Consider the following 21,264-nt stretch of genomic DNA (forward strand, 5'->3'; position numbering starts at 1 on the left):
AGTGGCATTAGATTCATCTACCCGGGGGAATAGAGTGATTTACGTGCATGCGAACGACCGATGTCGAAGAGACGGCCCCTGGCGAACTCATCTCCTACGGGAGAGAATCGTATTACCGGCCGGATCCACTACCACCCTCGGGCACCCTTGCAGGAGATGCAGACTTTTACGGCCTGCTCGCTGACGCGACGTTCTGGCTCGGTAAACTCAGCGGTATCGGCCTCGAACTCGAGTTCCCGCCCGTTCTCTACACCTCGCTCCTCCGGAAGGAAGCGATGGAATCGGCCGAAATCGAAGGCGCTAACATCGACTACAACGCCCTCTACAGCCTCGAAACGCGCAGTCTCGACGAAATCGAGGACGGCGTTGAACCCACCTCGAGTGAAACCGGTACGAAGGACACGACGGAAGTTCTCAACTACGAACAGGCTATCGAAGACGGTATTGACGCGCTCGACAGCGGCGGAGAGATTTCCGTTGGCCTCATTCACGATCTTCACGAGGTGCTTCTCACGGACGTTCCGGACGACCGGGTCGATACCGATACAATTGGTTCCTACAAGATAGTTCCGAACCACCTCGGAGACTTTCTGCCGCCAGTGCCGGGGGAAATCGACGGGCTAATGGATGCCCTGGTGACGTACTACCGGGCCGGCGGTAGCTATCACTCGCTCATAGATATCGCCCTGTTTCACTACCAGTTTGAAACGATCCACCCGTATGGGGATGGAAACGGACGGCTCGGTCGTCTCCTCATCACGCTCCAACTGCACGATAGCGGCCTTCTCGAACGGCCGAATCTCTATCTCAGTGAGTACTTCAATCGAAATAAAGCCGCGTATGTAGACCGAATGGAGGCGGTTCGGATCCAGGGCGACTGGGAGCGATGGGTGTCGTTTTTTGTAAACGGAATTGCCAAGCAAGCCGAGGAGTCCGTCGATCGGACGCTGGCACTAGATGGGCTGCGGCGCCGCTACGAGAACGAATACGGCGGTGTCCAGTACGCGAAAAATCGATTAGCGTGCAATCTCTTCGAATATCCCTACGTGACGACTAAAACAGCCGCGGAGATGCTCGATATTGAACGGTCGACAGCGTATCGTGCGATTGACGAGCTAGAAGATGACGGTGTTCTCGAGGAAGTTACGGGGAAAGAGCGCAATAAGGAATACCGTGCGAAGGAGATTTTCGAAATTCTCGAGCGACCGCCCCAGACGTATTGAGTCTTCCCCTCCTCTCGATTTGTTTCGACGCCTGTACACCCGATCAGTACTCGTAGTGTGATCGTATTGCGAGATAATCGACCGCCGCTGTCGGCCGAACGTCGTTCGGACATCGACCTCGACCTTTTACAACGGGCGCCCGTACACACGTCCATGTCCGCCCCCACGTCACGAAATCGGCTCGAGGAGGAGCAGAGTCCCTACCTGCGCCAGCACGCCGACAATCCGGTCAACTGGCAGCCGTGGGACGAGCAGGCCCTCGAGGCAGCGAGGAAACGGGACGTGCCGATTTTCCTCTCGATCGGCTACTCGGCGTGTCACTGGTGTCACGTCATGGAGGAAGAGAGCTTCGCCGACGACGATATTGCCGAGGTGTTGAACGAAAACTTCGTGCCGATCAAGGTCGACCGCGAGGAGCGCCCGGACGTCGACAGCATCTACATGACCGTCTGCCAGCTGGTCAGGGGCCAGGGCGGGTGGCCGCTTTCGGCGTGGCTCACCCCCGAGAGCAAGCCGTTTTTCATCGGGACGTACTTCCCGAAGGAGGGCCAGCGCGGCCAGCCCGGCTTTCGCAACCTGCTCGAGCGCATCAGCAACTCCTGGACGAACGAGGACGACCGCGAGGAGATGGAGCATCGCGCCGAGCAGTGGACCGACGCGGCGAAAGATCGGCTCGAAGAAACGCCCGACGCCGCTGACGCAGGCGTTGGCGCGGAGCCACCCTCGAGCGAGGTCCTCGAGACGGCCGCGGACGCGACCGTGCGAAGCGCCGATCACGAGTTCGGCGGGTTCGGCTCCGGCGGTCCGAAGTTCCCCCAACCCTCTCGCCTTCAAGTTCTCGCGCGGGCGTACGATCGAACGGGCGACGAGGACTACCTCGAGGTATTCGAGCACGCCCTCGACGCGATGGCATCGGGCGGCCTCTACGACCACGTCGGCGGGGGCTTCCACCGCTACTGCGTCGATCGCGACTGGACGGTCCCCCACTTCGAGAAGATGCTCTACGACAACGCCGAAATTCCGCGGGCGTTCCTCGCCGGCTACCAGCTGACAGGCGAAGATCGCTACGCAGAGGTGGTTGCGGATACCCTGACGTTCGTCGATCGCGAACTGCGACACGACGATGGCGGCTTCTTCAGCACCCTCGACGCCCAGAGTGAGTCACCTCAGACCGGCGAGCGTGAGGAGGGCGCGTTCTACGTCTGGACCCCCGACGAAGTCGAAGACGTCCTCGGGGACGAGACCGACGCCGCGCTTTTCTGTAAAAGATACGACATTACTCGATCAGGTAACTTCGAGGGTCGAAACCAGCCCAACCGCGTCACCCCCGTTTCGGAACTCACCGTCGGGTTCGACCTCGAGGGAAGCGAGGTTCTGAAACGACTCGAATCGTCCCGAACGCAGCTGTTCGAGGCCCGCGAGAAGCGCCCGCGGCCGAACCGCGACGAGAAGGTGCTCGCGGGATGGAACGGGCTGATGATCACGACCTACGCCGAGGCGGCGCTGGTACTCGGCGACGACGATTACGCCGAGACGGCCGTCGACGCCCTCGAGTTCGTTCGGGATCGACTCTGGGACGAAGACGAGCGGCGCCTCTCACGACGGTACAAAGACGACGACGTCGCGATCGACGGCTATCTCGAGGACTATGCCTTTCTCGCGCGGGGTGCGCTCGATTGTTATCAGGCCACCGGCGACGTCGATCACCTCGCGTTCGCGCTCGAACTGGCCCGCGTCATCGAGGCCGAGTTCTGGGACGAAGATCGGGGCACCCTCTACTTCACTCCCGAGAGCGGCGAGTCGCTCGTCACGCGCCCCCAGGAACTCGGCGATCAGTCGACACCTTCCGCGGCCGGTGTCGCAGTCGAGACGCTGCTCGCGCTCGACGAGTTCGCGGCCAGCGAGGGATCGAAGGTTCCTCGAGCAGACGGCGAAGCCGTCGACGAGACGTTCGAAGACATAGCTGCCACCGTCCTCGAAACGCACGCAGACCGAATCGAAGCGAACGCGCTCGAACACGCGACCCTGTGTCTCGCTACCGACCGCCTCCGGTCCGGCGCGCTCGAGGTGACGGTGGCCGCAGACGCCCTCCCAACGGAATGGCGTGACCGGTTCGCGTCGCGATACTTCCCCGATCGGCTCTTCGCACTCCGGCCACCGACCGAAGACGGACTCGCGGACTGGCTCGATCGACTGGGGCTCGAGGACGCACCGCCGATCTGGGCGGGGCGGGAAGCCCGCGACGGGGAACCGACGCTGTACGTCTGTCGTGATCGAACGTGCTCGCCGCCGACCCACGACGCGGCCGAGGCACTCGAGTGGCTCGGGGAGGCGGAGGAAGACTCGGGAACTGGAACCGCGACGGACGCGCCGTTCTGAAACCGGTCGGAGTGCCGTACCGAGCGGTCGAAAGCGGTAACGACACGCCATGATGGGGTGATAAAACCCATCAGTCAGGGTCGCCACAAAGATCCAACAGTTCTCGAGAAGGCGGTTCGCGAACGCTGAATCGCGGACGGGTTCGTGTACGTTGGTAGCGATGGGGACATGATTCACACAAAATGTTACCGCTTCTCGGTATTTCTTGTACATCGTTGACTAAGTCCGTGAGAGACTATGTCCCCCATGCTCGACGATCGGCCGATCGAGGACGTCACGATCGATAGTATGATCCGTGACCGAGCGGATCTGATTCCCGAATCGACGGCGCTGATCTATGGACCGGACGACCACCACGTTACGTACGGCAAACTCGACGACGCGGCGAACCGCATCGCGAACGGGCTTTGCGACCTCGGCGTCGAACGCGGATCGAACGTTTCGCTGATGGCCGCACATCCGCTCCAGACGCTGTTCGGTATGTTCGGGATCAACAAAGCCGGCGGCGTGTACTCTCCGATCAACTTCGAATACACCGGCAAGACGCTCTCATACCAATTGAACGATACCGATCCCGACGTGTTCATCCTCGAGGACCGCTATCTGGATCGGGTCGCCGCCGTCCGCGACGATCTCGAGACGGACCCCGAACTCGTCGTGATGGATACCGATGCCGAACGGCCGAAGACGCCGCTCGAGACGACACCCTTCGACGAACTCCGCGAGGCGTCCGCGGGCGATCCCGATGTCGACGTCTCGTGGGACGACACCGCGAGCATCGTCTACACCTCGGGGACGACGGGAATGCCGAAAGGAGTGGTCCTGCCCCATCGCTGGATCTTCGCCAACTACATCGCGCCGAAGCGCGCGCTGTTGAACGACGACGACGTCGTTCACACGTCGCTTCCGCTGTATCACATCGGCGGCGTCTACGCGGACGTCGTCGCCGGGTTGCAAGCCGGCGGGACCGTCGCGCTGTGGGATCGATTCTCGCCACAGGCGTTCTGGGACCGCGTCGACGAGTACGAGGCGACCGCGGCGACGCTCATTTCGGTGATGATGCCATGGCTGGTGAACGCGCGCGAGTCCGATTCGGATCGCGAGAATACCCTCAGTAAAGTCCACATGCAACCGCTCCCGGAAGAGTACGAAGCGATCGCAGAGCGGTTCGGGTTCGATGTTGTGACGGTCGCGTTCGCCCAGACGGAGACCGGCTCTCCAATCGTCGGGGTCGTCCGAACGAACGACCTCGGCGGCACCCCCGAAGCGTTCCGACGTGGCCTGGGTCCCAAAGCGGTGGCGGAGCGCGCCCGTGAGTTGAATCTTCCCGTCGTCGACTCGGTCGACGAGGAACGGTACATGGGGCGCGTCCGGGAGGACATCGTCGAAGCCGCAGTGCTCGACGAACGCGGGAGAGAACTCGAGTCCGGCGAGGTCGGCGAGCTCTGTATCAGACCGAACCGGCCCGGGATTCTCCTGGATCGCTACCACGCCAAACCCGTCCGGACGCTCGAGGCGGCCGAAAACCTCTGGTTCCACACCGGCGACGCCGCCTACCGCGACGAGGACGGAAACTTCTATTACGTCGACCGGCTGGGCGACGTGATCCGCCGGCGCGGCGAGAACATTTCCTCGATGCAGATTCAGGACGCGGTCTCGAGCCACGAGGGCGTCGATGCCGCGGCCGCGTTTCCGATTCCCGCGCCCGAGGGCGGCGAAGATCACATCGGTCTCGCCGTCGAACCGCGACAGGACGCCGACGTGTCGCGGGCGGCGATCGAGGACCACCTCGACGGGCGACTCCCCGAGTTCATGCGGCCCGACGAGACGTACGTCGTAGACGTGATTCCGACGACGGAGACGAACAAGATGCGAAAATTCGAACTGCGGGAGGAGCTCCTCGAATGACGGACGACCCATTCGAGGACGTCGCCGAGGCGAAGCGAGCGGTCGCCGACGACGCGCGCGGAGAGGCCGTCGCGCGCCAGCACGAACTCGGCAAGCTGACTGCCCGCGAGCGTATCGACTACCTGCTCGACGACGGCACGTTCGAGGAGATCGGCCGCCTCGCATCGCCGATGCCGACGACGCCCGAGACGACCGACTGGGAGCGCGCGGACGCTCCCGCGGATGGTGTCGTCACGGGCTACGGGGAGGTAAACGACTGCCCGGTCGCGCTTTTTGCGACCGATTTCACGGTCAAGGGTGGCTCGATCGGCCACGCCGGCGGCCGGAAGATGGCGCGGGTCGCCGACCGCGCTCTCGACCGGGGATTGCCGCTGATCATGCTTCACGACGGCGGCGGGCACCGCATCCAGGAGGGCCTCGACGCGGCGCCGTTCGCCCGCGGCGACAACGGGTTCTCGAAGCTTCAGACCGCTCTCTCCGGCTGGGTCCCCGTCGTCTCCGCGATGATGGGACCGGCCTTCGCCGCGCCGACGAACTTTGCGGCGCTGTCGGACTTCGTGCCGATCGTCGAGGGCACGGGAACGATGGGCGTCGCCGGCCCGTCGCTCGTCGAGGCCGCCCTCGGCGTCGACGGGACCAAGGAGGAACTCGGCAGCGCGCGGTTCCAGACGACCGAGACCGGCATGGCCGATCTCGCGTGCGAGGACGACGAGGCGTGTCTCAACGCGATCCAGCGGTTCCTCTCGTACCTGCCGCGAAACGCCAGACGGGAGCTGCCGACGACCGACTCGCGTCCCCCGGCCGTCGACGGCGAACGGCTGCGTAAGACCGTCCCCTCGAGCCCGCGGAAGGGATACGACATCGACGCGATCATCGAGGGGATCGTCGACCGGGACTCGGTGTTCGAACTCAAACCCACCTACGCCCGGAACATCGTCACCGCGTTCGCTCGACTCGAGGGCGAGCCCATCGGTGTCATCGCAAACAACCCCCGGATCAAAGCAGGGACGATCGACACGGGCGCGTCGGAGAAGGCCGCTCACTTCGCGGCGATCTGTGACGCGTACGGACTCCCAATCGTGACGTTGGCCGACGTTCCCGGGATCCTGCCCGGCCCAGATTCGGAGCGCGAGGGCATCGCCCGACACTCCGCGAAACTCCCCTACGAGCTCGCGCGCGCGACAGTTCCGATCGCCAGCGTCGTTATCCGACGCGGCTACGGCTTCGGCTATGTGGCGATGGGCGGCGGTCGATCGATCGACTCGGAGCTGACGGTGCTGTGGCCGACGGCCGAGGTCGCGGCCATGGGCATCGAAGGCGCCGTCGACATCGCGTACCGCCGAGAGATCGAGTCCGCGGACGACCCCGATGCCCGGCGCTCGGAGCTAATCGAGAAGTTCAAAGATAGAACCGACGCCGTCCGCGCGTCCTCGCGCGTCGGGATCGACGGCGTCGTCCAGCCCGAAGATACCCGCGAGCGGATCGTTCGCGCGTTCGCTCGAGCGGACGAGCCACGCGAGGACGACTGGCCACCCAAGAAACGACCGATCGATCCGATCTGAGCGCAGGCAGGGTCGTCCGTCTAGGTGTCGGACGGGTCGTTCGTTCCTGTCGCCCGGACGTTCGGAGGAGAGTTACGCCGTCTCGAGTGCGGCGTCGATCTGATCGGCCAACCAGACCGCCGGCGGAACGGGTTCCTGCTCGACGAATCGGGTGATTTCCTCGCCGTCATCGGTTTCCACGACCACGGTCGGGATGTACTCGACGTCGTACTCCTCGGTGCCGGGACCCTGCTTGTCCTCGTCTACGGCGTACTCCTCGATTCGCTCGCTCGGAATCTCGGCCGCCTCGAGCGCGGCGCCGAGATCGGGAAGCAGCGCGCGGCAATCCTTGCACCAGTCGCCGCCCCAGACCTTGTACACCAGTTCATCGTTGTGCGCTTCGAGCGTGTCGACCGCGTCCTCGTAGGAGGCCGCGTCCCACGTCGGATTCGGCCGCATGGTTTCGAGGCTCATACGCACGGCTTGCGCCTCCGCAGTCTTAACCGCGGTGTTTCTTCTGGCGGCGTAGTTGCTCGAGCAATCTGGCGGCGTTTCTCGCACTCGGCTGGCCACCCGCCGCCGTGTGGCTGTTTGCGGTGCGATTCTCGCCGCTCTGTTCGGGTTGGTGAACGCCGAGTAGCCGGCACGTCCTGCCTCTGTCCAGCATGCGTTTACGTCTGGGCTTCCAACGCAGGGGCAATGAAAGGGAGTATCCTGGATACCATCGGCTCGCCGCTCGTCCAGGTCGATTCGCCGGATGGCGTGACGGTCGCTGCGAAGATCGAATCGTTCAACCCCGGCGGCTCGGCCAAGGACCGGCCGGCTCGCGAGATGATCCGGGCCGCCGAGCGTGACGGGCTGATCGAGCCCGGCGACTGGCTCGTCGAACCGACCAGCGGAAACACCGGTATCGGGCTTGCGCTGGTCGCGGCCGCACGCGGCTACGACCTGACGATCGTCATGCCGGCGTCGAAATCCAAGGAGCGCCGGCAGATCATGGCCGCATACGGGGCCGACCTCGAGCTGGTCGAGGGGGAGATGGAAGACGCCCGAGACCGTGCCGACGAACTCGAGACGGAGGGTGCGATCCAGCTGGGGCAGTTCGAAAACCCCGCGAATCCAGAGGCCCACTACAAGACGACGGGCGAGGAAATCGTCGAACAGGTCGACGACCGCGAAGTCGACGTGTTCGTGGCCGGCGTCGGGACCGGGGGAACGCTCTCGGGAACCGGGCGCCGACTCCGCGAGGAGTTCCCCGAAATGGACATCGTCGCCGTCGAGCCGGCCAGAAATCCGGTCCTCTCGACCGGTGAGGCGGGTCACGACGAGTTCCAGGGGATGGGTCCGGGATTCGTCAGCGACAACCTCGACGTTGACCTGATCGATCGCGTCGAAACCGTGAAACTCGAGGACGCCGAGGCGGAGTGTCGCCGGCTCGCACGCGAGGAAGGGGTCCTCGTCGGCCAGTCGAGCGGTGCGACGAGTCTGGCCTCTCAACGGGTCGCCCGTGAGGTCGCCGATCCCGACGTCGTCTGTCCGGACGTGCCGACCGCCTTCGACGACGTGGGACAGCCGGCCTCGCAGGAAACCGATGGCGGACGAACGGCCGACGACTGCCCACTCGTCGTCACGGTCTTCTGGGATAGCGGCGAGCGGTACCTCTCGACCGGGCTGTTCGACTGACTATCGACCTGCCTCCGACTGGTCATCGATTGCACGCCCACGCCGTTCGTCGACCGAATCGCCGGACGGGGACCAGCCGCCTCGGGAAACGAGGTGGTGAAAAGAGATTTTTCACCCAGGCGAACCCCCTTTACCCGGACCTTCGTACGTCCAGGTGTGATGATACATCCCTCCAGACGCGGTCTGTTGTGTGGTACCGCATCTATTATGGCACTCTCTGCCGGATGCATCGCGGACGATTTCGGGACCACATCGAACGGATACGGTGGCGGCGATGGTAACAGAAACAGCGATGGCGATGGTGGAAACGAGACGGATGGAACCGACGAGTCCCCGGAAAACGGGGCGGGCGACGATCTGTCCGACTGGGAAACACAGCCGTTCCAGTACCCACAACAGTCGGAGTTTCGTAACGCAGCGCTGTTTTTGGATCGAAGCGATGCGGACCACTGGCTCGCCGAACGGGAACCACAACCGGAGGCAGTCACCGAATTTACCGATGAGACCGACTTCGAAACGTCGGTCATCGTCGCCCTCGAGGCCGACGTACCCGATTCGTGCCACGAGTTGGTAGTCGACGAGATCGATATCGACGAGGGCGATGCGAACACCGAAGACGACGACGCGCTCTCCATTGATGCGGCGGTCCGCGACACGTCCGACGAGATGGGGGCGTGCATCGAACAGCTCGTGACCGTCGGGCGACTCGTCCGAGCGACCTTCGAGCCTGAGCCGCTGACGCGAGTCTCTGCGACGATCGTCGATCAGAACGGACGGGAACACGGAATCGGCATCGCGAGCCAAAGCGCGTCGGCGAGCGACGGCAGCGGGTCGTCCGGTAGCGGAAGCGACAGTCGGTCCGGCGATCCCTAACGGGAACTCCCTCTCTGTGTTCGAACCGACGGCAGCACCTGCAGGCGAATCGATGCCGATGGGACGAAATTACACGAGGCCACTTCGAGGTGTTCACACGAAGCGCTGTCACGGGGTGTACTCGGTTTCCGTCAGTCGGACGACGAGGGTCTTCTCGACGTCCCGAAGATCGTATTCGGGTAGGTCGCCGCCAGTTCGGCGGACGAACAGCGGTTCGACGAGTCGGTGCGTCGGTTCGGCCGTCTCGGACTGGTCCGTTTCGCTCGAGTCGAGTTCGGCGTCGATCCGCTCGAGGCCGTAGATCTTGCAGAACTCGGCCGTTGCCTCGGGCTCGACCGTTCCGTTTCGGAGCTCTTGGGCCAGGGGCCGCGAGAGCCACTCGTCCGTGCTAACGCTTGGTTCCTGGACGAGCGCGTCGTCGACGAACCGGGTGAGATACCAGTTGAGGTCGTTCAGAAGCGAGACGGCAGCGCCCACGCTGACCGTCTGGACCGCGAGCGAGTTCTCGAACGGCCGCTCCAAGTCGTACGTCGAAAGCGCATCTCGCGCCGTTTCTCGGGAGAGCAACTCGTACTGAAGGGAGCTCTCGTCCTCGCCGATGAGACAGACGCGGGTCACTACACTGTGGTGGGTTCGGTTGCGTAATGTCGGTTTCGGCTTCGTCGTGGCGTAGTATCGACACCCGGCTGCGAGTCAGCTTCTCCCGCCGTCTGCAAGCAGGCGCTGGAGGAGGGAACCCGGTTCAGGGCTCGATCAGGACAGCGTTCTTCGCTGCTTCCTCAGCGCGCTCGAGCAGGTCGTCCGGTTCGGCCGCAAGCAACGGCTCGAGGCGGGCGTTGGTTTCGACGCGGTCGGGGGTGACGCGGTTGCAGCCGGCGTCGATCGTCGAATCGGTGAACGTGCCGATCTCACGCGCCGTCGCGACGATGTCCTGCTTGTCGCTGGTCAACAGCGGGCGATGGATCGGAAGGCGAGTCGCGCGGCTGGTGACGCCGAGGTTACGAACGGTCTGGCTGGACTTTTGCCCCGCGGCCTCGCCGGTGACGATTCCGTTCGCGTCGATGCGCTCGGCCAGCGTCTCGGCCGCGCGATAGAAGAATCGCCGCAGGGAGAGCATTCGACCCTGTTCCATCTCTCGAACCAGCAGGTCAACCGTCTCGCCGCCCGGAATTCTGTACACTGGCATGTCGAAGTTCGGTGCGTATTCCGAGAGAATTCGGACGGTTTCCATCGCGCGCGCCTCGTGATCGATGCCGCCGTAGTCGCCCAGATCGACGTAGGCCGGGACGACCGGGACTCCCCGTCTCATCATCTCGTAGGCGGCGACCGGCGAGTCGATTCCACCGCTGACGAGCGCGATCACCGACTCCTGGGCCCCGAGCGGCAACCCGCCCGGTCCGGGAACTGTCTCGAGGTAGACGAACGCCAGATCTTCGCGCACTTCGACGCCGAATGTGAGGTCGGGATCGTCGAGGTTGACTTCGGGTTCGAACTCCCCTTCGACGGCTTCCCAGATCGCGGCGCCGCCCTCGCGGGCCAGGTCTTCGCTCTCGTACGGAAGGGTCTTGTCCGCACGGCGCGCGTCGACCGCGAACGCTCCGCCGTCGTAGCAGGTCCGGGCGGTCTCGGCCAGCACCTCGAGAATCCGGTCTTTTTCCGTGCCGACGGTCAGCGCGGGACTGGCCGAAACGACGCCGAACGTGTCGGTCGCGGCCGCAGTCGCGTCTCTCACTGCGTCCTCGCTCGTGTGGATGAGCGGTCGATTCCACCGCTGTTCGACCGCACCTGGAATCGACCGGTCCTCGAGGAGGGCTTCGAGATTTTCCACGAGGAGCCCCTCCATGTACCGCTTGACGGTGTTGCTCTTCGTGTTGACGTCCCCGTGACGAACGAGGACGGTATCCGCTCCTGGAGGGTGCATGGCAGGTGATACTCGGCCGGAACTATAAGGGGATTGCGAGGCAGTGCTCGGACTCGAGCGTCCGAGGGCGTATCGAAGCCGGCCGCGTTGGCGAAGGGCAGCGAAATAAGCGGGCCGAGCGCGCCGCCGATATCGCCGAAGACGGTATTGGTGGCCATCGCCCGGTCCATGCGCTCTTCGGACGTTAGATCCGCGAACAAGGCGGTCAGCGGGCGGGTTCGGAGGAACCGTCCGTGCTAGAACGTCGTCAGTTCGCCGTCGATCACGCGGCGGGTGATTTCGGTGACGTCGGCGAGTTCTCGATCGACGATCGGTTCGACGTCGCCCTGGACGTCAGAAACCGCAACCCCGTCGTTAGTGACGAGTTCAACGTCGGCGACGTGGGGCTGGTCGATGGGGCGTCCGATTTGAGAGAGCAGGCGAACTCGCAGGTCACGGATGCCGTCGACCTCGGCGACGACTTCCTCGGCGATTTCCGTCGAGAGCAGGTTGTAGATCTTTCCGATGTGGTTGACCGGGTTCTTTCCGCTCGTGGCTTCCATCGACATCGAGCGGTTGGGCGTGATGAGCCCGTTCGCGCGGTTCCCGCGACCGACGGAACCGTCGTCGCCTTGTTCGGCCGAGGTGCCGGTGACGGTCAGGTAGATCGACCCCTGTTCGTAGTCGTCGGCCGTGTTGACGTGGACGGCCACCTCGCGATCGGTATGGTCCTGTGCGACGCCGTCCACGAACTCCCTGACGGACTCGACCGCATCGACGTACGCGTCGAGGTCCGCGACATGCTCGTCGACCATCGCCGCCGCGACGGTGACGTCGATTTTGTCGCCCTCTCGTTTGCCCATGATCTTCACGTCCGGCCCCAGTTCGGGATTCGCCGCCGCGTAGTCGCCGTTCAGCTGCCGCTCGGCCTCGAGGACGATCCGTTCCGTTTCGGTAAGCGGTGCGTATCCGACGCCGAAACTGGTGTCGTTAGCCATCGGGACGCCGACCGGGCCCGTTTCTTCCCCCTCCTCGCTGAAGACCTCCTGGAGGTCGCCGCTGCCCTCGCCGAGTTTGACGTCGACGACTATGTCCTCGTCGACGTTCAGTTGGGGGATTTCGGATTCGAGATACTCGCGCGCGGCCCGAAGCGCGATGGGTTCGGCGGGAATGGTCTGGCCTTCGTAGTGTTTGGTCGCGCGGCCGACGATCAAGAGGTAGATAGGATCGACGACTTCACCGCCACCGAATGCGGGTACGGCCTCGCCCGCGACGAGTTGTGTCTCGTCGGTGTTGAAGTGGAGCACTTCGCCGACGCGCTCGACGTACTCCCGCGCGAGTGCCCCGGCGACGCTCTCGGCGATTCCGTCGCAGATGGAGTCGGGGTGGCCGATCCCCTTTCGCTCGACGATTTCGACGTCCTGGTCCTCGACCGCCTGACGGTCGATCGATTCGATTCGAATGTTCCGCTCGCTCATTGGCGGCTATAAACAGAGCGTGGTCGTATAACTTGCGGATATGATTGAAGAGCTGTATCATAACTGCTGTGAGTTATCTCGCCATCTGCTGGCATCCGTTCGCCGAACCGGGTGTAGCAGAAACGGTCACGATTCTAATAGTAGTTCGAGGTACGACGTCCGCTCCTGCTCGTCTGGATCGAGACCCAGTCGCTCGAGGACGTCGTAGGCACCGTCCCGGGCTGACGCCAGTTCGGTTTCGCGCTCGATTTCCGTTTCGACTTCGACGTACTCGCCGACGCCGTCGACCGCGTCGAGCGTGATCGTGTACCCTTCGTACTCGAATCGGTCCCGCTCCTTTCGGACGGTCGCTGCAGGTTCGAACTCGAGGTTCGTCAGGATCGCGTCTAGCTTCCCGCCATCCAGAACGGCAGTCTCGATTTCCGTTCGGGTCTTCGACTCGTCGTCGACGAGCGGCCCCTTGTAGGTGAGTTTGGCCTCGTCGGATCCATCAGTGGGCGCTTCCTCGCGGATCCGAAGCGCCTCGTCGGTGTCGGGAAACGAGCGGTGGGGCGCGTCGTAGTAGGTGTCGACCTGGACGACCGCCCCGCGGGACGTCGCACCGAGCGCCACGAGGCGGTCGCGGACGACCTCGAGATCGGCTGGAACCTTCACTTCGACCTCGTACATACCCCACGAAACGGAGGGCGGTCCTAAGTATCGGTCGCTCTCGGCGCAAAGCGTCGTCCTTAAATGTAGACGGCGGGACGTACAACGTATGACCGAGGATCAGGAGGCCGATCTCGAAGAGCAGGCCGATGACGTCGACGAAGAAGTAGCCGACGAGACCGCCGAGGAAGCCGACGGACTGCAGGAAGGCGACTTCGTCGAGATCGAGTACACCGCGTACACCGTCGAAGATGAGCAGCTAGTCGACACGACCGACCCCGAGGTCGCCGAAGAAGAAGGCGTCGCCGATCAGGGTCAGGAGTTCAAACCCCGTACGATCGCCCTGGGCGAGGGTCACATCTTCGAGGACGTCGAAGATGCCATCGTCGGCTCCGAGTCCGGCGACTCCGGCACCGTGACGATTTCCGCCGCGGACGCCTTCGGCGAGTACGATCCGGACGCCGTCGAGACCGTAAGTGCGGAGAAAATCGACGAAGACGACCGATATCCCGGCGCGAACGTTCAGGTCGACGGCCGACAGGGCTACATCAGCACGATCATCGGTGGTCGCGCCCGCGTCGATTTCAACCACCCGCTGGCAGGCGACGACGTTGAATACGAATATACGGTCCTCGAGGAGGTAACTGACCGCGAGCAGCAGGCGGCCGGTCTGTTCGAGATGTACCTCGGGATGGAGCCCGATCTCTGGATCGAGACCGACGAAGTCGAAGAAGAGGTTCCCGTCGAACCCGACGAGGAGGAAGAGGCGGAAGACGAAGAACCCGCCGAACCCGAATTCGAGACGGAAATCGTCGAGAAGGAAACGCTCTACCTCGAGGCCACGCCCCAGATGACGATGAACCAGCAGTGGATGATGGGCAAACAGCAGATCGGTCAGGACATCATCGACAAGGTCGGTGTCGACCGCGTCATCGTCCAGGAAGTCATCGAAGGCATGGGTGGCATGGGAATGGGCGGCATGATGGGCGGCATGGGCGACATGGGCGGCGGCGACATCGAGGAAGCCCTCGAGGACGCCGACGTCGATGCCGACGAAATCGTCGAAGAACTCGAAGGCGCGGAAGAGTAAGCACGGCACGGCGAGAGCCGATTCATCGAGTGTTTCTTCTTCGCGAGAGCGTGCGTATCCGTGATCCGGAGCGGTGGCGCGCAGCCGTGACCGACCACGCGATCACCCACGAATGTGCGCGGATTGGATTTTTCGCCGGTGTGGCCGTACGGTCACCAGAGACGATGCTCGACTCGACGAGCGGGACCGTCAGGCCGGGCGTTCCCTTCGGAAACTCGTTCAGCACGGTATTTTCCCGGTGGTCGTGACGGTCGGACTCTTCCCGCTCTCGGTGTTCTTTTCTTACGTCCTGCGGATCGTGACGGTCAAGCGGACCGCTGCGATCACTCCGTTTACGACACCGGAGCAGAGGAGTGACCGTCCTCACGTGAACCCGCCACCACGATTAGGCGATATCGCGGCTCGTGTCGATCGCCACTTCCTCGGTTAGTTCGAGTTTGATCGCATCGGTGGGCTGGCCGCCGTCGCGGAACTTCGGAATCGTCAGATAGTTCTCGAGTTGGGTGCCGGCGATTTCGGTTCGGAGATCGAAGACGGCATCGGCGACGTGGAGGGTTCGGGTGCGGTTCGCCGGTTCGTTCCTGTTCAGACAGTGTAACACGGCGATGCTCCCGGTTTCGAGCAGCTGCGATTTGAGGCCGTTGAGAAAGCGAACGTACTCGTTCGAATCACATCGTTCGAGGGCGTCCATCGTGTCGATGACGAGGTTGGCACCGTTTGGGAGCGCCCCGATGAACCGCGTTGCCTCTGCGAGCGGGGTGTCGCTGGCGACGTCTCGGACCGTGGGACTGCCGACGGCGGACGGCGACGACTCGATGGCGTGGCGGACGGCGTCGTCGGAGCGTTCGGTCGAGAGATAGAGGGTCCCTCGAGCGGCCGTCAGTTCGTAGAGGAGGAGTTCGGACTGATTGGCTGGCTCGGCGGCGAACGCGACGATACATCCCGGTGGAAGCCCGCCCTCGAGCTTTCGATCGAGCACGTCGATTCCGGTATTTAGCCGACGGGACATACAAGTAAGATATATTTTGAATAAACTGTATAATTCTTTGGTTTAAAGACAAGGTTGTCGACATGACGAGCCAGAGTGATATCTGATCGGGTGACCGTCGCGGCGACGACCCCACCATCGAAGGGAGAGATTCAAGAGGCCTGCACAAGCCTACACGAACGAATGCGTCACGATCACCTCATCACGAGCAAACAACTCTCGCGGGCGGACATCGAGACCGTCCTCGATTACGCGTCCGAAATCGCCGCCGATCCATCGGCGGTCGCCGACAAACACGCCGGTCGGTTGCTCGGACTGCTCTTTTTCGAGCCGAGTACACGGACGAAAATGAGCTTCGAAACCGCTATGAAACGCCTCGGTGGCGACGTCGTCGACATGGGATCGGTCGAGTCATCGAGTGTGAAGAAAGGAGAGACCCTGGCCGACACCGTCCGCGTCATCGAGGGCTATGCCGATGCGATCGTCCTCCGTCATCCGAAGCAAGGATCGGCGACCATGGCGAGCGAGTTCGTCGACGTCCCACTTTTGAACGCGGGCGACGGGGCTGGTCATCACCCGACACAGACGCTGCTGGATCTCTACACGATCCGCGAAAACGCGGGCCTCGACGACCTGACGATCGGAATCATGGGCGACCTGAAGTACGGTCGGACCGTCCACTCGCTCGCGTACGCGCTGACGAACTTCGACACTCGCCAGCACTTCATTAGCCCGGAGAGCCTCCGACTGCCACGCGAGGTCGTTTACGACCTTCACCAACAACAGGACAGGGCGGGAATTCGCGAACACGAGTCCTTAGAGGAGATTCTCTCCTCGCTGGACGTTCTCTACGTGACGCGCATTCAACGCGAACGGTTTCCCGACGAAAACGAGTACCAGGCGGTCGCCGGCGAGTACCAGATCGACGCCGAGACGCTCGAGGACGCGCGCGAAGACCTGACGGTGATGCATCCGCTGCCGCGGGTCGACGAGATTGCCCCCGAGATCGACAGAACCGATCACGCGGCCTACTTCGAGCAAGCACACAACGGCGTCCCGGTCCGGATGGCGCTGCTGGATCTCCTGTTGAGCAACCACGGAACCGACGGAGTCGGCGAACTGGGCGAAGGTGGTCACGATGAGTAACGGTCACAACTCCCACGAGAACGACGAGCACGAACTGCGAGTCAGCAAGATCCGCGACGGGACCGTCATCGATCACGTTCGCGGCGGACAGGCGTTGAACGTCCTCGCGATTCTGGGAATCGACGGGACCAGAGGCGAGGAACTCTCGATCGGGATGAACGTCCCATCGGATCGGCTTGCGCGCAAGGACATCGTCAAGGTTGAGGGTCGCGAACTGAGCCAGGACGAAGTCGACGTTCTCTCGCTGATCGCGCCGGATGCGACGATCAACATCGTGCGGGACTACGACGTCGTAGAGAAACATCGCGTGGAACGTCCCGACATTGTCGAGGGGGTCCTGTCGTGTCCGAACGCCAGTTGTATCACGACCGGTACCGAGCCAGTGACGTCCCGATTTTCGGTTTTCGAGGACGGCGTCCGCTGTTCGTACTGCGAGACGATCGTCCGCGAGGATATCGCGTCGCTGATCGATACCTGACCGTCGCGTCGCGGATGGCCGCTCTCGTAGTCGTAGGCGCATCTTATTCTCTCTGAGAGAACTATCCAGAATACCTAAGTGATTCCCAGCCGACCCTCTAGACGCACATGTCACGTACCGTCAAGATCGTACTCGCCCTGTTCATCGTCGCCGTCCTCTGGAAGGTCGCCTACAGCGGCTCGTCGGACGTCAAAGTCGACTACGAACCACCCGAAGCATAATACGCGAATCCGAACGGCTTACGAGGCTGGCGCCGTACCCTGAATTATGTACGGCGTCGTCACCCGGAACGCCGAAGAAGTACGGTGGCCGGAGTTCGATCACGGATTCTACGAAGTCAAAGATGTGACCGGCAGGTCCGCCGACCCGATCGCAGATGGGGTGAACATGGTTTCCTGTTTCGGCGACAACGCCGCCGCCGACGCCGACCCATCGCTGGTACCCGTCGACGACATGGGTCGGCCGGCCGACCGGAGGCGACCGTACTTCGACTGGGCGTACATCTGTCCCTCCCGCAACGACTATCGGGAGGGCCTGTTCGAGATCATCGACGATTGCGTCGCCGAAAACGAAGACGTCCGCCTGGACGACATCGGCTTCCCCCGCGCGGAGTACTGTCGATGTGGCGTCTGTGAGACGGCATTCGAGCAGAGCGAATACGACGACAGAATGGCCTGGCGAGCCTCCGTCATCGCGGCGTTCGTCGAAGCGGCCGCCGACCGCATTCCAGGCACGGTCTACATGACGCTCTATCCCGACCCTTACCCTGGTCATCTCTACGAGCGTGCGGGCATCGACCTTGAGGCCGTCGAGGAACACGTCGACGAGTTCGTCGTCCCCCTGTACGATACGGCCTACGGGACGACCTACTGGCTCGAGACGATCGCGAAAGGATTCGAGAGCGCGCTCGAGACGCCGTTTAATATCGAATTGTACGCCGTAAACGTCGACGTCGACGACCTCATCCACGCCACGGAGGTGGCCGAAGCGTACGCCAACGACGTCTATTTCGGCTACGAGGCGAGCAACGCGCGCGCCGCGCTGCGGCGGATGCGGGCCGACGACCGGGAGGGGGTGACCCACGGCGCACCGGGCTCCGATCCCGAGTCCTGAGCGGACGACGGCGTTCCGATTCGAGCGTTTCGTCCGGCTATTTCCGTATTCAAGAGCGGATTACGTCGATGTACGATACGATTATCGCACCGTAACTGCGGATCAGCGCGCCCGCTTGTCGCACTCGATGCGCTCTCGGCAGCGGTCGTTTACGAGCGGTTGGGATCGTGCTTCCGGGCGGAACTGACGCTGCCCTTTATTTGCGTCTCGGTTGCGCGCAATTGTGAACCGGGGATCGACTGACAGCGATAGGATATCCCCAGGTGAATTCCATGAGTCGAAATCAATCTCAGCAATCGACAGACCCAGAGCAGATGGCGGAGTCGACAATGAATCAGGGCCAGCAGGCGATAGAACAGCTGATCGATCTCCAGCGCAGTATGGCTCAAATGACGCTGAGCGCGCTCAAATGGCAGCAGATCGCCCAGGAACAGGGCTTCGAAATGACGAAGTCGATGCTCGAGAACGCGATGGGCCAGCAGTTGACGGAGTCGATGATGCAGAGCTACCTGCAGGGCGTCGAGGCCATGATGCCCGAAATGGAGCAGATGATGGAGCAAGGCTTCGAGGCCGCCACCCAGCCGCAGATGAATCAGATGGAACAGATGGAGCGGATGGGCGGTCAGCTCGCAGAGAGCGGACGACAGATGCAGCAGAGGGAGCCGTCGGGCCAGCGAGAGTTCGCCCCGGCACGGCAAGAGACTACCCCGCAGAGCCGGCGAGAGGCCACCCAGGGGATGACGAGCGAGCGACAGGAGATCCGGTCCCAGGAACGGCGCCGGGGGTCAACCCGAGGCCCACCCTCGGAGTATTCGCCGACCGGGCGGGAAGGGACCACGCAAGGACTCGGTCAGCAAACGGGGACGTCGGCGGGGCAACGACGGGAAACCCAGACCGACGATCGGCCACGGTCCCAGCAGTACCAGGAGACGGGCGAGTGGGTCACGCCCGAGCGGGTTTCGCCCGAGCGATACTCCCAGCGCGTCGAGTCCGATCGTGTGACAGGTGGGCGACAGGACCAGCAGGTCTCACAGAGCCAGCAGGGACAGGGCACACAGTCGTCCATGCGCCGCGCTGGAACTGAACGAACCGAAGCGATCGAGGACCGCGACCGGAATCGCGGACGGACCCATCGAACCGACGAGATGGCGGCGATGGAAGAGATGGATCTCACATCCGATCGATCGAGTCGACGGCCTACTGAGCGCCGCACCGACGAGGAGCGGCGATCGGAACAACAGTAGGGAGAGACGGCGTTCTCGAGATGCTCCGGTCCGATCGGCTAGTGAAAAGCATCGAGCCTCGGCCTATCGAATCGGTGGGAAGCAGCGGAGCTCGAGGACACAGCGTCCGTCACCCGCGACACTGTCGCGTCGATCGAAAATGGAAGTGCCGACCCGTTCGTTACCGCCGTCGGTCGTCGTTGTCGTCGCCGAGGAGTCCCTCCTCGTCGTCGGTTCCGCTGATGTCGTTTTCGTCCCGATCGATACCGCGATCGCGGTTCGTTCCGGTCGTCCCAGTGGTATCGGTACTCGTCGTTCCACCGGTCATGCCAGCGTCGGACAGATCGCTCTCGAGGCGGACCTCGTCGTCCGTTACTCGAGCGACTGCCTCGTCTTGAAGCGGATAGGTGTCCTCATCTGTTCCGCCCCAGCCGAGTTTCGCCTTGATCGTGTCCGTGATACCGGGATCCGGCTCGACGTGGGCCGTCCCGTGTTCGACGTCAGCGACGATCCCGATCTGGTCGCCGGCGGCGTTGATGACGCGCTTGCCAGTGTCGTCGTCGGAAAATTGTGGAGACATTACGGTTTCAACAACACCGGGTTCACGAAAGGACGTGGTGCTTGCTGGCGCATGCGGTGCGGACGGGGATTCGAGCGCCGCCGTACGCCGCTACTCGAATTCCGGCTCCCGATCCTCGAGGAAGGCGGTGACCCCTTCCGCGTGGGCGGCCGACGTTCGGGCCTGGGCCTGTAGCAGGTTTTCGTAGTCGAGTGCTTCGTCCCACGGACGACTCATGTTCTCGTGGATCGCCCGTTTCATCATCCCGATGGTAGCCGTGGGGCCGTTCGCGATCCGCTCGACAGTCTCGGCGACCTGGTCGTCGAGTTCGTCGGCGGGAACCGTCTCGTTGACCAGTTCGAGGTCGGCCGCACGGTCGGCATCGAAGAACTCGCCGGTGAAGGCGAGACGCTTCGCTGCCCGTAGACCGACGATGTGCGGGAGCATGACCGTGCCGCCGGTGTCGGGAATGAGTCCGACTCTAACGAAGGCACAGGAGAACGTCGCATCGGCCGTCGCGAACGCGAGGTCCGAAAGCGCGACGATCGAGAGGCCGGCCCCGATCGCGTCACCGTTTACCTTCGCGACGATCGGAACGGGGCACTCGAGCATTGCTTCGACGACGCGACCGAAGGTCTCGGTGACTCGTTCGTAGGCCGCTCGCGACGATTCGGGCGTTTCCGCCATCGACTCGATGTCGCCACCGGCGCTGAAGGCGTCGCCCGCCCCGGTGATCACGATTGCGTCGTACTCGTCGGTGGTGGCGCCTTCGATCGCGTCTGCCAGTTCGTTTGCTGTCTCCATCGTGAGTGCGTTGAGCGCGTCCGGTCGATCGAACGTCAGCCGTAACACGCCGTCGTCGCTGTCGATATCCATGTGCCGAGCGTCGGGTGCCGGGCTCTTAACAGTGGGCGGTTGTCGATCGATATCGTTCTCATGACACCGGTCGGTCAGAGCGGTTGCACTCGAGAGAGGAGACGGCGTCGAGAGTCGTCACTACGGAGAACGATCGGACAGTGAAAAGCATCGAGCCG

20 protein-coding genes and 1 pseudogene are annotated in these 21,264 nt (G+C 63.1%); 12 read left to right on the plus strand and 9 right to left on the minus strand.

The genetic code is table 11. The annotated features are described in order from the left end of the window. The first annotated feature begins 47 nt into the window (after positions 1 to 47). The 4 genes from NJU76_RS14040 (at position 48) to NJU76_RS14055 (ending at position 7,072) form a co-directional block, all read left to right on the plus strand. On the plus strand, positions 48 to 1,223 hold the full coding sequence (locus NJU76_RS14040) for a Fic family protein (protein WP_254529723.1): 1,176 nt from the start codon (positions 48 to 50) through the stop codon (positions 1,221 to 1,223). A 153-nt stretch (positions 1,224 to 1,376) separates the two neighbouring features. After that, positions 1,377 to 3,602, plus strand: coding sequence for a thioredoxin domain-containing protein (locus tag NJU76_RS14045; protein ID WP_254529725.1), 2,226 nt, complete (start codon positions 1,377 to 1,379; stop codon positions 3,600 to 3,602). 246 nt (positions 3,603 to 3,848) lie between these two features. Further along, positions 3,849 to 5,510: a class I adenylate-forming enzyme family protein gene (locus tag NJU76_RS14050; RefSeq protein ID WP_254529727.1), complete on the plus strand. Its 1,662-nt coding sequence runs from the start codon at positions 3,849 to 3,851 to the stop codon at positions 5,508 to 5,510. Further along, complete coding sequence (locus NJU76_RS14055) at positions 5,507 to 7,072, plus strand: acyl-CoA carboxylase subunit beta (RefSeq protein ID WP_254529729.1); 1,566 nt, start codon at positions 5,507 to 5,509, stop codon at positions 7,070 to 7,072. Before NJU76_RS14050 ends, NJU76_RS14055 begins: the two co-directional genes overlap by 4 nt. A gap of 72 nt (positions 7,073 to 7,144) precedes the next feature. Here the strand turns inward: NJU76_RS14055 and NJU76_RS14060 are convergent, their stop codons facing one another. Next, positions 7,145 to 7,525 carry a TlpA family protein disulfide reductase gene (locus NJU76_RS14060; protein WP_254529731.1) on the minus strand — a complete coding sequence of 127 codons (381 nt, stop codon included), beginning with the start codon at positions 7,523 to 7,525 and terminating at the stop codon, positions 7,145 to 7,147. 225 nt (positions 7,526 to 7,750) lie between these two features. Here NJU76_RS14060 and NJU76_RS14065 point away from each other — a divergent pair, with 225 nt between their 5' ends. Both NJU76_RS14065 and NJU76_RS14070 read left to right on the plus strand, forming a co-directional pair. Further along, positions 7,751 to 8,734 (plus strand): PLP-dependent cysteine synthase family protein, encoded by a 984-nt coding sequence (locus NJU76_RS14065; protein WP_254529733.1) that lies wholly within the window; start codon positions 7,751 to 7,753, stop codon positions 8,732 to 8,734. A gap of 207 nt (positions 8,735 to 8,941) precedes the next feature. Beyond that, positions 8,942 to 9,607 (plus strand): hypothetical protein, encoded by a 666-nt coding sequence (locus NJU76_RS14070; protein WP_254529735.1) that lies wholly within the window; start codon positions 8,942 to 8,944, stop codon positions 9,605 to 9,607. 108 nt (positions 9,608 to 9,715) lie between these two features. Here NJU76_RS14070 and NJU76_RS14075 read toward each other — a convergent pair whose 3' ends face one another. From NJU76_RS14075 to cyaB, 5 genes and pseudogenes are all read right to left on the minus strand, one after another. Further along, positions 9,716 to 10,225 carry a DUF5804 family protein gene (locus tag NJU76_RS14075; RefSeq protein WP_254529737.1) on the minus strand — a complete coding sequence of 170 codons (510 nt, stop codon included), beginning with the start codon at positions 10,223 to 10,225 and terminating at the stop codon, positions 9,716 to 9,718. Positions 10,226 to 10,349: 124 nt separating this feature from the next. Beyond that, entirely contained in the window at positions 10,350 to 11,528 is a 1,179-nt protein-coding gene (locus tag NJU76_RS14080; RefSeq protein ID WP_254529739.1) for a tRNA sulfurtransferase, read from the minus strand. A gap of 71 nt (positions 11,529 to 11,599) precedes the next feature. Next, positions 11,600 to 11,740 (minus strand): annotated as a pseudogene (locus NJU76_RS14085) (MFS transporter); the annotation flags it as partial. Positions 11,741 to 11,764: 24 nt separating this feature from the next. Further along, on the minus strand, positions 11,765 to 12,985 hold the full coding sequence (locus tag NJU76_RS14090) for a methionine adenosyltransferase (protein ID WP_254529741.1): 1,221 nt from the start codon (positions 12,983 to 12,985) through the stop codon (positions 11,765 to 11,767). A gap of 126 nt (positions 12,986 to 13,111) precedes the next feature. Continuing rightward, the gene (gene cyaB, locus NJU76_RS14095) at positions 13,112 to 13,654 is read right to left on the minus strand and encodes a class IV adenylate cyclase (protein ID WP_254529743.1); all 543 of its coding nucleotides are present in this window, start codon (positions 13,652 to 13,654) and stop codon (positions 13,112 to 13,114) included. An 88-nt stretch (positions 13,655 to 13,742) separates the two neighbouring features. Here cyaB and NJU76_RS14100 point away from each other — a divergent pair, with 88 nt between their 5' ends. Both NJU76_RS14100 and NJU76_RS27340 read left to right on the plus strand, forming a co-directional pair. Further along, positions 13,743 to 14,723, plus strand: a complete 981-nt coding sequence (locus NJU76_RS14100) for an FKBP-type peptidyl-prolyl cis-trans isomerase (RefSeq protein ID WP_254529745.1) — start codon at positions 13,743 to 13,745, stop codon at positions 14,721 to 14,723. 112 nt (positions 14,724 to 14,835) lie between these two features. Next, positions 14,836 to 15,153 (plus strand): DUF7972 family membrane protein, encoded by a 318-nt coding sequence (locus tag NJU76_RS27340; protein ID WP_486642015.1) that lies wholly within the window; start codon positions 14,836 to 14,838, stop codon positions 15,151 to 15,153. On the opposite strand, the gene NJU76_RS14105 is transcribed toward NJU76_RS27340, so the two are convergent. Beyond that, entirely contained in the window at positions 15,109 to 15,732 is a 624-nt protein-coding gene (locus NJU76_RS14105; RefSeq protein WP_254529747.1) for an RAD55 family ATPase, read from the minus strand. The genes NJU76_RS27340 and NJU76_RS14105 overlap by 45 nt on opposite strands. Before the next feature lie 162 nt (positions 15,733 to 15,894). On the opposite strand from NJU76_RS14105, the gene pyrB reads away from it, so the two are divergent. The 4 genes from pyrB (at position 15,895) to NJU76_RS14125 (ending at position 19,692) form a co-directional block, all read left to right on the plus strand. Continuing rightward, a complete protein-coding gene (gene pyrB, locus NJU76_RS14110) occupies positions 15,895 to 16,857 on the plus strand; it encodes an aspartate carbamoyltransferase (protein WP_254529748.1) in 963 nt (320 codons plus the stop codon). Next, on the plus strand, positions 16,850 to 17,335 hold the full coding sequence (gene pyrI, locus NJU76_RS14115) for an aspartate carbamoyltransferase regulatory subunit (RefSeq protein WP_254529750.1): 486 nt from the start codon (positions 16,850 to 16,852) through the stop codon (positions 17,333 to 17,335). The genes pyrB and pyrI overlap by 8 nt, the downstream gene beginning before the upstream one ends. Before the next feature lie 267 nt (positions 17,336 to 17,602). Then, on the plus strand, positions 17,603 to 18,448 hold the full coding sequence (locus tag NJU76_RS14120) for a hypothetical protein (RefSeq protein ID WP_254529752.1): 846 nt from the start codon (positions 17,603 to 17,605) through the stop codon (positions 18,446 to 18,448). 272 nt (positions 18,449 to 18,720) lie between these two features. Beyond that, entirely contained in the window at positions 18,721 to 19,692 is a 972-nt protein-coding gene (locus tag NJU76_RS14125) for a hypothetical protein (RefSeq protein ID WP_254529754.1), read from the plus strand. Positions 19,693 to 19,852: 160 nt separating this feature from the next. On the opposite strand, the gene NJU76_RS14130 is transcribed toward NJU76_RS14125, so the two are convergent. Continuing rightward, positions 19,853 to 20,251 carry a hypothetical protein gene (locus NJU76_RS14130; RefSeq protein ID WP_254529756.1) on the minus strand — a complete coding sequence of 133 codons (399 nt, stop codon included), beginning with the start codon at positions 20,249 to 20,251 and terminating at the stop codon, positions 19,853 to 19,855. Between the two features lie 90 nt (positions 20,252 to 20,341). Then, complete coding sequence (locus NJU76_RS14135; RefSeq protein WP_254529758.1) at positions 20,342 to 21,106, minus strand: enoyl-CoA hydratase/isomerase family protein; 765 nt, start codon at positions 21,104 to 21,106, stop codon at positions 20,342 to 20,344. Positions 21,107 to 21,264 lie beyond the last annotated feature (158 nt).

Origin of the sequence: Natrinema gelatinilyticum, assembly GCF_024266705.1 — an archaeon.
Lineage (GTDB): Archaea > Halobacteriota > Halobacteria > Halobacteriales > Natrialbaceae > Natrinema > Natrinema gelatinilyticum.

Excerpts from the sequence above, each read along its gene's own strand:
- NJU76_RS14135 (WP_254529758.1), bottom strand. The coding sequence starts at position 21,106 with ATGGATATCGACAGCGACGACGGCGTGTTACGGCTGACGTTCGATCGA.
- NJU76_RS27340 (WP_486642015.1), top strand. The coding sequence starts at position 14,836 with ATGTGCGCGGATTGGATTTTTCGCCGGTGTGGCCGTACGGTCACCAGA.
- NJU76_RS14060 (WP_254529731.1), bottom strand. The coding sequence starts at position 7,525 with ATGAGCCTCGAAACCATGCGGCCGAATCCGACGTGGGACGCGGCCTCC.
- NJU76_RS14125 (WP_254529754.1), top strand. The coding sequence starts at position 18,721 with ATGAGTCGAAATCAATCTCAGCAATCGACAGACCCAGAGCAGATGGCG.
- NJU76_RS14050 (WP_254529727.1), top strand. The coding sequence starts at position 3,849 with ATGCTCGACGATCGGCCGATCGAGGACGTCACGATCGATAGTATGATC.
- NJU76_RS14130 (WP_254529756.1), bottom strand. The coding sequence starts at position 20,251 with ATGTCTCCACAATTTTCCGACGACGACACTGGCAAGCGCGTCATCAAC.
- NJU76_RS14090 (WP_254529741.1), bottom strand. The coding sequence starts at position 12,985 with ATGAGCGAGCGGAACATTCGAATCGAATCGATCGACCGTCAGGCGGTC.
- pyrB (WP_254529748.1), top strand. The coding sequence starts at position 15,895 with ATGCGTCACGATCACCTCATCACGAGCAAACAACTCTCGCGGGCGGAC.
- NJU76_RS14120 (WP_254529752.1), top strand. The coding sequence starts at position 17,603 with ATGTACGGCGTCGTCACCCGGAACGCCGAAGAAGTACGGTGGCCGGAG.
- pyrI (WP_254529750.1), top strand. The coding sequence starts at position 16,850 with ATGAGTAACGGTCACAACTCCCACGAGAACGACGAGCACGAACTGCGA.
- NJU76_RS14080 (WP_254529739.1), bottom strand. The coding sequence starts at position 11,528 with ATGCACCCTCCAGGAGCGGATACCGTCCTCGTTCGTCACGGGGACGTC.
- NJU76_RS14065 (WP_254529733.1), top strand. The coding sequence starts at position 7,751 with ATGAAAGGGAGTATCCTGGATACCATCGGCTCGCCGCTCGTCCAGGTC.
- NJU76_RS14105 (WP_254529747.1), bottom strand. The coding sequence starts at position 15,732 with ATGTCCCGTCGGCTAAATACCGGAATCGACGTGCTCGATCGAAAGCTC.
- cyaB (WP_254529743.1), bottom strand. The coding sequence starts at position 13,654 with ATGTACGAGGTCGAAGTGAAGGTTCCAGCCGATCTCGAGGTCGTCCGC.
- NJU76_RS14040 (WP_254529723.1), top strand. The coding sequence starts at position 48 with ATGCGAACGACCGATGTCGAAGAGACGGCCCCTGGCGAACTCATCTCC.
- NJU76_RS14070 (WP_254529735.1), top strand. The coding sequence starts at position 8,942 with ATGGCACTCTCTGCCGGATGCATCGCGGACGATTTCGGGACCACATCG.
- NJU76_RS14100 (WP_254529745.1), top strand. The coding sequence starts at position 13,743 with ATGACCGAGGATCAGGAGGCCGATCTCGAAGAGCAGGCCGATGACGTC.
- NJU76_RS14055 (WP_254529729.1), top strand. The coding sequence starts at position 5,507 with ATGACGGACGACCCATTCGAGGACGTCGCCGAGGCGAAGCGAGCGGTC.
- NJU76_RS14045 (WP_254529725.1), top strand. The coding sequence starts at position 1,377 with ATGTCCGCCCCCACGTCACGAAATCGGCTCGAGGAGGAGCAGAGTCCC.